Source organism: Marinomonas sp. UCMA 3892, from assembly GCF_012726345.1.
Lineage (GTDB): Bacteria > Pseudomonadota > Gammaproteobacteria > Pseudomonadales > Marinomonadaceae > Marinomonas.
This window is the reverse complement of record NZ_PTXN01000033.1, coordinates 1-9796: the sequence shown is the minus strand read 5'-3', so window position 1 is coordinate 9796 and position 9796 is coordinate 1. Positions and strand designations below refer to the sequence as shown.

The following is a 9796-nucleotide window of genomic DNA, read 5'->3' as shown; positions in this document are numbered from 1 at the left end:
CATCGAAGGCTCAAGCAACTGGGCTACAAGCCGCCGTTTAAGTACATCTCGATGACCAGTTGGAGAAATGCAGCGAGTCCATTAGCCAGCCACGCGATGCCAAACAAATGGTTCGATGAGCAAGGTTTGGTGAATCTTGAAGAAGTGAGAACGGGGTATGTGTTCAGTGTTTATACTGAATGGAAGTTTGCATGAGCCGTATACGAGGTCCGTACGTACGGTTCTGTGAGAGGGATGAGGCGGCAACGCCTCACCCTACTCGATGTACAATCTTTTAAGAGGAAAGGTTAGTCCGATCAAGGTGTTATTTTTGTTCTAGTGGGGTTGAGGTTAATGCCTTTCTTTATGAGGGTGGACTTTTGTTATTTTCAATGCGAAAGTTGAGGGCTTCAAATGATGGGTTAAGTAGGTAATGTCGCTTAATCCTTGTATTTTGTTTTCTTAATATTGGTTTTTCCTATGTCAAATTTAGCCACTCAGTATGATGATAGTATTTTTGAACCAGATGAAGAAACCTTGATGTCCGCTTTGCGGAATCAAGATGATATTCCTATTTTGATGGATATTGTCGCTGAGAAAGAGTCTTTTACCTCTAGTCAAGAAGCGCATTTGGAACGGTCTTGCAGTGAGCGCAAAGAGCAGGATGTTAAGGAGCGAGATCTCCTTGATGTTAGCGTTTCGCAGGAAGCTTATCAGAATGATACTAAAGATGAATTACCAGATCCGCGACTAGATGAAGTTGTTACGTTGAGCAATGTGGTTGCTGAATCCTCTTTCTCTCAAGAGTTGATTGCTAAAACTATTGCAGATGTACTTGAAAAGCGTTTGCCAGAATTGGTGTTGGAAGTAATGCAGGTATTGCAGGCAACAGAGACAACCCAAAATAGTAATACAAATCAAAAAGAATAATACAAATTAAGAGCTGTCTAATGCGTTTGCAGACGGCTTAATTACCTACGTGTTATTCTTTATCTTGTTATGACACGTTATAATTCCCCAACTTACAATTGATCGCTACATAAGAGCCTTAAGACATCATAATGGAAAAGACCTACCAACCTCAGAGTATTGAACAACCTATTTATAAACGTTGGGAAGAGGGTGGATATTTCTCCCCTCAAGGCAACGGTTCTCCATTTTCAATCATGATTCCGCCGCCAAACGTAACTGGCAGTCTACACATGGGGCATGCTTTTCAGCATACCTTGATGGACGCCATGATTCGTCGTGAGCGTATGAAAGGTAGCCGCACTTTATGGCAGCCGGGTTGTGACCATGCAGGTATCGCCACGCAAATGGTGGTCGAGCGTCAATTGGCGGCACAGAATATTACTCGTCACGATCTTGGACGCGAAAAATTTCTTGAAAAAGTGTGGGAATGGAAAGGTCAATCTGGCGGTACGATTTCCGATCAAATGCGCGTTCTAGGCGACTCTGTTGCTTGGGATAAAGAGCGTTTCACTATGGATCCGGGCATGTCTGCAGCGGTACAAGAAGTGTTCGTACGCTTATTTGACGAGGGCATCATTTACCGTGGTCAGCGCCTTGTAAACTGGGACCCTGTTTTACATACCGCTATTTCTGATCTTGAAGTTATTGCGGAAGAAGAGAATGGCTTCATGTGGTATTTCCGTTATCCGCTTGCCGATGGTGTGAAAACTGCGGATGGTAAAGATCACATCGTAGTAGCAACTACACGTCCTGAAACTATGTTTGGTGATGCAGCCGTAGCGGTTGCCTTGGATGATGAACGTTTTACTGATCTTGTTGGCAAGTTTGTTGAGTTGCCGTTGGTTGGTCGTCGTATTCCAATTGTTGCTGACGAATATGTAGATAAAGAATTTGGTACGGGTTGTGTGAAAATTACACCAGCCCATGACTTCAATGACTATGAAGTAGGCAAACGCCACGACATGCCATTGATCAATATTTTGACCGACGATGCAGCCATTAATGATGTGGCACCCGAAAAATATCGCGGTATGGATCGTTTTGATGCACGTAAAGCTGTTGTTGCGGATTTTGATGCGCTTGGCTTGCTTGAAAAAATCGTTGATCACAAATTAAAAGTACCACGTGGTGAACGTGGTAATACGGTTATTGAACCATATCTAACGCAGCAGTGGTATGTGGCGGTTGAGTCATTGGCTAAGCCAGCGATTGAGGCTGTTGAAAACGGTGATATTCAGTTTGTCCCTAAACAGTGGGAGAACACTTACTTTGCTTGGATGCGTGATCTACAAGATTGGTGTATTTCTCGTCAGCTTTGGTGGGGACATCAGATTCCAGCTTGGTACGATGCGGATGGCAAACATTACGTTGGTAAGAGTGAAGAGGAAGTTCGCGCCAAATACAGCCTAGTGGCTGATGTTGAGCTAACTCAAGATGAAGACGTACTAGACACTTGGTTCTCTTCAGCGCTTTGGACCTTTGCAACACAAGGTTGGCCAGAAGAAACGCAAGATTTTGCTGAGTTTAGTGAGTCGGATGTGTTGGTAACCGGCTTTGATATCATTTTCTTCTGGGTTGCTAGAATGATCATGATGACGTTGAAATTTACCAATAAAGTACCTTTCAAAACCGTTTATATCACTGGCCTTATTCGTGATGAGCGGGGCGATAAAATGTCTAAATCCAAAGGTAATGTTATCGATCCATTGGATTTGATTCACGGTATCGATATCGAGTCTTTGGTTGCGAAACGTACGTACGGCATGATGCAGCCACGTTTGGCCGAAAAAGTGGAAAAGAATACTCGTGAAACCTACCCAGAAGGTATTCAAGCGTATGGTACAGACGCACTACGCTTTACGCTTTGCTCTTTGGCTTCCGGTGGTCGTGATATTAAGTTCGATCTTAACCGTCTTGAAGGCTACCGTAACTTCTGTAATAAGATCTGGAACGCGACACGTTATGTCTTGATGAATACCGAAGATCAAGATTGCGGTCAGAATGGTGCAGAGGTTGAATTGTCTCTTGCTGATAAGTGGATTATTTCTCGATTGCAGCATGCGGAAGATGCAGTAAACCGCGCTTTCGATACTCATCGTTTCGATTTGGCTTCTCAGGCATTGTACGAATTTATGTGGCACGAATACTGTGATTGGTATTTGGAATTGTCTAAGCCTGTGCTTTGGGATGAAAACGCCACTGCAGCGCAATTGACTGGCACGCGTCGTACCTTGGTTCGAGTATTGGAAGCTTTCCTGCGTCTTGCTCATCCGATGATGCCATTCTTGACCGAAGAAATTTGGCAACGTGTTGCGCCGCTTGCAGGTGTTAAAGGTGAGACGGTTATGTTGGGTGAATATCCAACGGCTGATGAAGCGAAAAAAGATGAACAAGCAGAAGCGGATGTTGAATGGCTAAAAGGTGTTATCGAAGGCATTCGTAACATCCGTGGTGAAATGAATATTTCTCCGTCTAAGCCGCTGACTATTTTGTTCCGTAATGGCTCTGAACAAGACAAAGCACGCTTAGAAGCGAACTTAACTTTCTTGCAAACCTTAGCGAAGCTAGAAACGGTTACTTGGTTGAATGCTGGTGATGAAGCGCCAATGTCAGCGACTGCGTTAGTGGGTGACATGGAAGTGCTTGTGCCAATGGCTGGCTTAATTGATAAAGAAGCTGAGCTTGCGCGTCTGCAAAAAGAAATTGATAAAGCATCAAAAGAATTGCAGCGTATTCAAGGTAAACTTTCGAATGATAGCTTTGTGGCGAAAGCGCCTGCTGAAGTAGTTGAGAAAGAACGTGCTAAGTGTGATGACTTACAGTTGGCCGTTAGTAAATTAGAAGAGCAAAAGATCAGTATTGAATCTTTATAAATTCGTTCTTTGAAAAAGAACTAAGGTCAGAAATCATTTTTGGTTTCTGACCTTACGCTTACTTAATAAAAATAAAAAAGAGGCGAGACAGCAATGGAAAGATTAACTGGAAAAGTTAAGTGGTTTAACGACGCTAAAGGTGTGGGTTTTATTAAACGTGAAGAAGACAGTGATGTTTTCGTTCATTACAAGTCGATTGTTTGTGATGGTCATAAAAGCTTAAGAAAAGGGCAGTTAGTTAGTTTTGTATTATCTACTACGGATTTTGGCTTGCAGGCGATGGATGTGCGTTTAGAAAAAGAGGCGCAAGTTGCATCCTCTGGTTCTAACCAACAACTTGAAAGTGCTTAGTTTATTTAGATTCAGTTAGCATCTTGTGCGCAAGTTTGACGAAATCGACGGGTGTAATTATACCAATGAGTTTGTTGTCTTGAGTTACAGGTAGGCAGCCATATTTATTTTCAATAAAGAACTCTGCAGCCATGTCTAAGTCTGTCTCAGGGCTTACTGTTAATATGTCCTTGTTCATGGCGTTAGCAATTGGTGTTTGTTGTTCTTTCTTAGATATCTGTTGGGTGCCAAATTGGCTAACTAAATGAAAGGCATGACGTAAGTATTCACGCTGCGTTAGCATGCCAACACATTCCCCTTCGTCGTTTACGATGGGAATGTTTCTAATGTTTTTTTCTTGCATCAATGCTTTAGCTTTCGCTAAAGAATCGTTTTCTCTCAGGGTAATTAAGTTAGTAATCATCAAATCAGCTACAGTGCGCATGAATAAGTCTCCCTATATTTATTTCAGCGTTAATGCTCAGTGTAGAGCGGATTAGGTATGAAAGGCAATTATGAATAAAAGGCGATTATGTCTCAGAGAACGTGTGGCTGCCTTGAGGTAGATCAATAATGACAGATCATGAATGGATGGAGCGTGCAATAGCGCTAGCTGCGAAAGCCGCATCAGAAAATGAGATTCCGGTTGGTGCGATTGTAGTGCTAGACGGTGAAATTATCGGTGAAGGCTATAATGCACCGATTTCGCTTTGTGATCCTACCGCTCACGCTGAAATTCAGGCGATTCGTATGGCCTGTAAAACCATTAATAACTATCGGCTGCCTGGTGCGACTTTATATGTCACATTAGAGCCTTGTTCTATGTGTGCGGGCGCTATGGTTCATGCACGTATTGATAGAGTGGTTTATGCTGCGACGGAACCCAAAAGCGGTATAGTGGACAGTCGGGGGCATTTTTTTGAAGCGCCATTTCTTAATCACAAAGTGAAAGTTGAGTCTGGCGTATTGGCTGAAATGGCTTCTCTTCAGCTTACCCAGTTCTTTCAATATCGCCGTGAACAAAAAAAGAAGCTCAAGGAACAGGCAAAAAAGGCTACTTAGGCAATTAATTCCATCATTTTGTGTAGAAATTTCATACTCTGCTGGCCTCTATTTGCCTCATTGATTTAAAATACCCGCACCATTTCCCCAAAACTACCAAGTGAGGCAATACTCAACATGCTAACTCTGCATGGTTCCGCAGCGCTATCAGCGTTTCGCAAGGCAAAGTTATTAGCCAATATGCAAGCATCTATCCCATCTGTCACAGATGTTGATGCTCAATTTCTCCATTTCGTGGAGCTGGTTGATAATCAAACGCTTACTGCTGAACAGGAAACTGTTCTACAACGCGCTTTGGCCTACGGTCCTAAATCCTCCCAAGTCAGTTCATCTGATCAAAGTGTTCTTGTGGTTCCTCGTTTAGGTACCATTTCACCTTGGTCATCGAAAGCAACCGATATCCTTCATAACTGTGGCCTTGCGGCCGTATCCCGCGTTGAACGTGGCGTGGAATACTTTATTCATAGCTCAGCGCCATTGGCGCTTGAAGAGCTAGATTTGTTGTCTGCTATGTTGCATGACCGCATGACAGAAAGCGTGCTTCCGGCATTGAGCGACGCGACTGACATGTTCTCTCATGCAGAACCAGCACCAATGACAAGTGTTGATGTACTGGGTGGCGGCCGTGCAGCGTTGGTTGAGGCAAACCAAACGCTAGGTCTTGCCCTTGCGGATGACGAAATTGATTACCTTGTTGAGTCTTTCATTGAGTTGGGTCGTAATCCAATTGATGTAGAGCTAATGATGTTTGCACAAGCAAACTCAGAGCATTGTCGTCACAAAATTTTTAATGCGTCTTGGACTATTGATGGCGAAGAGCAAGAGCGCTCTTTGTTTAAAATGATCAAGAACACACACGAACATAATCCTCATGGCACTTTGTCTGCTTATAAAGACAACGCAGCTGTGATGGAAGGTCACTTTGGTGGACGTTTCTTCCCATCTTCAGAAACTCGTGAATACGACTTCAGTCATGAGCACATCGATATTTTGATGAAGGTAGAAACCCATAACCACCCAACTGCCATAGCGCCTTTCTCAGGCGCGGCAACGGGTTCTGGTGGTGAGATTCGCGACGAAGGTGCCACAGGTATTGGCTCCAAACCAAAAGCTGGTTTGAGTGGTTACACGGTATCGGACCTTAAGATCCCAGGTTTTGAACAGCCATGGGAAAGCTATTATGGAAAACCGTCTCGTATCGTAACGCCTTTGGACATTATGATTGAAGGTCCAATTGGTGGCGCGGCATTTAACAATGAGTTTGGTCGTCCAAACTTATTAGGTTATTTCCGTACTTATGAACAAACCATCCAAGGTGCTTCTCAAGAAGAAGTTCGTGGTTATCACAAGCCAATTATGTTGGCTGGCGGTATTGGTAATATTCGTCGTGAGCACGTTGAAAAACAAGAGATCAAGGTTGGCGCTAAGTTAATCGTACTTGGTGGCCCTGCAATGCTGATCGGTCTTGGCGGTGGTGCGGCTTCTTCAATGGCATCTGCCGATGGTAATGAAGATCTAGATTTTGCTTCTGTACAGCGTGGCAACCCTGAAATGGAGCGTCGTTGTCAGGAAGTTATTGACCGTTGTTGGCAACTAGGCGACAAAAACCCAATTAGCTTTATCCATGATGTGGGTGCTGGTGGTTTGTCTAACGCTTTGCCTGAATTAGTTAAAGATGGCGAGCGTGGTGGTAATTTTGACCTACGTAAGGTTCTGAATGATGAACCAGGTATGTCACCACTAGAAATCTGGTGTAACGAATCGCAAGAGCGTTATGTTATGGCCGTTTCACCTGATCGTATTGAAGAATTTACTGCGATTTGTGAGCGTGAGCGTTGTCCTTTCGCTATCGTTGGTGAAGCAAAAGAAGAGATGCATCTGCAAGTGGCAGATGAGCATTTTGATAACAAACCTGTTGATTTGCCAATGTCTGTATTGTTTGGCAAGCCACCAAAAATGCACCGTGAAGCCAAAAAAGCCATTATTGCGGGTGATGACTTTACTGCAGTTGATGTGGATCTTGCTGATGCAGCAAACCGTGTCTTAAGCTTGCCAACCGTCGCAAGTAAAAACTTCTTGATCACCATTGGTGACCGTTCGATTACTGGTATGGTGGCTCGTGATCAAATGGTTGGTCCATGGCAAGTACCTGTAGCGGATGTGGCGGTTACAACGTCTTCTTTAGAAAGCTATACCGGCGAAGCCATGACAATGGGCGAACGTACACCTGTTGCTTTGCTTGATGCACCTGCATCTGGTCGTATGGCGGTAGGTGAAGCCTTAACTAACTTGGCTGCAGCGCATATTACTAAACGTAGCAGTATTAAGCTGTCTGCAAACTGGATGGCAGCAGCGGGTCATGAAGGTGAAGATGAAAAACTTTACCAAACTGTAAAAGCGGTTGGTATGGAGTTGTGTCCTGCGTTGGATATTGCTATTCCAGTAGGTAAAGATTCCATGTCGATGAAGACTGTATGGAAGGAAGATGGCAAAGAAAAAGCTGTAACTTCACCTTTGTCTTTGGTTATCTCAGCCTTTGCTCCAGTTACCGATGTTCGTAAAACACTTACACCTGAACTGCAAAATAAAGCAGATACGCGTTTGTTGTTGGTTGATCTGGGAGCTGGTAAAAATCGTCTAGGCGGTTCTGTTATTGCTCAGGTTTACAACAAACTGGGTCAGCAAGCGCCAGATGTGGATGATGCGGCTGCATTGGCTGGCTTCTTTGATACGACGCAAGCACTTAATGCAGAAGGTAAACTGTTGGCTTACCATGACCGTTCTGACGGTGGTGCGTTTGCAACTTTGGCTGAAATGTCATTCGCGAGTCATTTGGGTCTGAATATCGATCTTGATGAAGTTGTTTCTAATCGTGCCCAAGTGGCGCCTGTGCTATTCAGCGAAGAGTTGGGGGCAGTGATTCAAGTTAATGAATCAGATGTTGCTGATATTATTGCTGCTTATGCAAAAGTAGGTGTCACTGTTGCTTCTATTGCTACTTTGTCTGGGGACGATAACATTCGTGTTCGTTTCGCTGGTGAAACCGTGCTTGAGGAATCTCGCATTAATTGGCAGCGTGTTTGGTCTGAAACCAGTTACCGTATTCAAGCATTGCGTGATAATCCTGATTCAGCACAGCAAGAATTTGACAGCCTGCTGGATGCAAAAGACCCAGGCTTATCTGCAGATGTTCGTTTTGATCAAAATGAAGATATTGTTGCTGCCTTCATTGCTTCTGGCGTTAAACCTAAGATTGCTGTACTACGCGAGCAAGGTGTAAATGGCCAAGTTGAAATGGCAGCCGCTTTCCATAAAGCCGGTTTCACACCAGTTGATGTTCACATGAGTGATATATTGTCTGGTCGTACCACACTGGATCAATTTAGTGGTTTGGTAGCTTGTGGCGGTTTCTCATACGGTGATGTATTGGGAGCTGGTGAAGGTTGGGCGAAGTCTATCCTTTTCAACCCAGTAGCTCGTGAGCAATTCGAAGCATTCTTCAATCGTCCTGATACATTCACTCTTGGTGTATGTAATGGTTGTCAGATGCTATCGAATCTATATGAATTGATTCCTGGCGCTGCCCACTGGCCGAAGTTTGTTCGTAACCAATCTGCTCAATTTGAAGCCCGTCTAGTGCAGGTTGAAGTCCAAAAATCGAACTCTATCTTACTGGCTGGCATGGAGGGCTCTCGTCTACCTATAGTTGTTGCCCATGGTGAGGGTCTAACGGAATACCGTGATGACCAAGATATAGCAACTTTGGCTGCGGCGAACCAAATTTCGTTGCGTTATGTCGATAACTACGGTCAAGTAACCGAACGTTATCCATTTAACCCGAATGGTTCTGCGCAAGGTATCACGGGGTTAACATCTGAAGATGGTCGAGTGACTATTATGATGCCTCACCCAGAGCGTGTTTATCGTACCGTTCAGCACAGCTGGCACCCAAGCGAATGGGAAGAACAAGCACCATGGTTACGTTTGTTCCAAAATGCGAGGAAGTGGCTAGGTTAATTTAGTTGCTTTAATGGCAAAGCATAAGGCCTCTAATCGAAATATTAGGGGCTTTTTTTATGGTTATTGATTTGTATTGTTTGATAAGTGATCAACTTTTCTTTGTTTTGAATATTTTTTAAACAAAAATGGCGGGAAATTAAATTAATTAAAAGAATTTTAAAAAATAGGTTGCACATAAAATTTTGGAATGTATTATACGCACCCACTGACACGGACAACGACGCAAACAAGAGTTTGCCACTTACTAAGGTAAGACGTTGAACAACGCATCAGACGCTCTTTAAAATAGATAATCAGATAATTTGTGTGGGCGCTCGCTGGAGGCTTCAGAAGATTGTCCGGATCAGTTTTTAACTGATTCGAGATGATCAAAAAAATTGAAGTCTTGCGAAACGTCTAACACGTCAATTCGCTTTATGTTGTTTTGTTGTTCTTCGGGGCGATGAAATGATTAAGTTATTGTTAGTGTAATAGATTTTGAGTAAGCAAACTTTTTAACTGAAGAGTTTGATCATGGCTCAGATTGAACGCTGGCGGCAGGCTTAACACATGCAAGTCGA

Annotated in this window: 7 protein-coding genes and 1 rRNA gene; 7 read left to right on the top strand and 1 reads right to left on the bottom strand. The window is 43.6% G+C overall.

Going from position 1 to position 9796, the window contains the following annotated elements; genetic code table 11:
* From B6N13_RS22990 to B6N13_RS22975, 4 genes are all read left to right on the top strand, one after another.
* Window positions 1-195 (top strand): hypothetical protein (locus tag B6N13_RS22990; protein WP_211172985.1); only part of this gene is annotated, 195 nt, incomplete at its 5' end.
* Between the two features lie 264 nt (window positions 196-459).
* Entirely contained in the window at window positions 460-909 is a 450-nt protein-coding gene (locus tag B6N13_RS22985) for a hypothetical protein (RefSeq protein ID WP_169460723.1), read from the top strand.
* Window positions 910-1040: 131 nt separating this feature from the next.
* A complete protein-coding gene (locus tag B6N13_RS22980; protein ID WP_169460722.1) occupies window positions 1041-3824 on the top strand; it encodes a valine--tRNA ligase in 2784 nt (927 codons plus the stop codon).
* A gap of 93 nt (window positions 3825-3917) precedes the next feature.
* On the top strand, window positions 3918-4175 hold the full coding sequence (locus tag B6N13_RS22975) for a cold shock domain-containing protein (protein ID WP_012071665.1): 258 nt from the start codon (window positions 3918-3920) through the stop codon (window positions 4173-4175).
* A 1-nt stretch (window position 4176) separates the two neighbouring features.
* Here B6N13_RS22975 and B6N13_RS22970 read toward each other — a convergent pair whose 3' ends face one another.
* Window positions 4177-4599, bottom strand: a complete 423-nt coding sequence (locus tag B6N13_RS22970) for a CBS domain-containing protein (protein WP_012071664.1) — start codon at window positions 4597-4599, stop codon at window positions 4177-4179.
* Between the two features lie 128 nt (window positions 4600-4727).
* Between B6N13_RS22970 and tadA the strand changes: the two genes are divergently transcribed.
* From tadA to B6N13_RS22955, 3 genes are all read left to right on the top strand, one after another.
* Window positions 4728-5216 (top strand): tRNA adenosine(34) deaminase TadA, encoded by a 489-nt coding sequence (gene tadA / locus B6N13_RS22965; protein ID WP_169460721.1) that lies wholly within the window; start codon window positions 4728-4730, stop codon window positions 5214-5216.
* 117 nt (window positions 5217-5333) lie between these two features.
* A complete protein-coding gene (gene purL, locus B6N13_RS22960; protein ID WP_169460720.1) occupies window positions 5334-9233 on the top strand; it encodes a phosphoribosylformylglycinamidine synthase in 3900 nt (1299 codons plus the stop codon).
* A 498-nt stretch (window positions 9234-9731) separates the two neighbouring features.
* Window positions 9732-9796, top strand: a 16S ribosomal RNA gene (locus tag B6N13_RS22955); the annotation flags it as partial.